Origin of the sequence: Streptomyces alkaliterrae, assembly GCF_007097205.2 — a bacterium.
GTDB classification, from domain to species: Bacteria; Actinomycetota; Actinomycetes; order Streptomycetales; family Streptomycetaceae; genus Streptomyces; species Streptomyces alkaliterrae.
Map to the genome: position 1 here is coordinate 1 of NZ_VJYK02000623.1, position 953 is coordinate 953.

Here is a 953-nt window from a genome sequence, read left to right on the forward strand (position 1 = left end):
GGGAGGGAGTGGGCCTTCCGGAATTCGGCCTCGGCCTCGGTGTGGCGGCCCAGTGCCATGTAGGTGTGGGCGAGGCGGCTGCGGATCTCGATCTCCACGGTGGTACTGCTGTGTTCGTTGAGAGTGGCCAGGGCCTCGTGGTGGAGGGCGAGGGCGGCGCGCAGGTCGCCGCGGCCGTGTTCGGCGGCGGCGAGACGGGACAGGCTCGTCGCGCGTAGTTGGGGGTCTCCGGCTTGGCTGGCCTGTTCGGCCGCGGTGCGCAGGGCGTCGCGGGCGGAGGTGTGGTCGCCGAGGGCGAGGTGCGAGGCGGCGGCCGCGCACAGGGTCTTGCTGATCAGTCGGGGGCTGCCGAGCTTCTCGGCGAGGGGGAGTGCGGCGGCGTAGTGTTCCAGCGCCCGCCCGTGGCGGCCCTCCTGGGCGTGGATCACGCCCAGGTTGCAGGTGGTCATGCCGGTGAGCCAGTCGTCGTCGAGGCGGGCGCCGAGTTCCGCCGCCTCGGTGAGGTGGGCGACGGCGTCCGCGAGGCGGCCGAGGGGAAGTTGCACGGCCCCCAGACCGGCGAGGGCGCGGGCCTGCTCGCGTGTCTCGTCGTCGCGGCGGGCGGCGCGCAGCGCGTCGGTGAACCAGTCGTGGGCCTGCCGGTAGCGGCCCTGGTAGAAGTCGGCGGTTCCCATGCCGTTGCGCAGGGAGGAGGGCATACGTCGGTCGGTCGCGTCGTCCACACAGGCAAGGGCGAGTTTGAGTGCGGTGCGGCACTCGTGGTAGCGGCCCTGGCGGACGAGGTGGTCGACGAGGGCCTCGGCGATCCAGCAGGCGTGGTCGCTCTCGCCGGCGGTGGCGGCGTGCGCCACGACGTCGACCAGTTCGCCGCCGGCGCCGTCCAGCCAGTCGGCGGCGTCCCGCCAGTCGCGGAAGCGCGGCGGGTGGAGGGGCGCGGAGTCATGGCGGGGGCC

The 953-nt window shown here is 74.2% G+C and carries 1 protein-coding gene; it reads right to left on the minus strand.

What is annotated here, in order from left to right; genetic code table 11:
- On the minus strand, positions 1-953 hold a 953-nt coding region (locus FNX44_RS27165; protein WP_143651609.1), incomplete at both ends, for a tetratricopeptide repeat protein.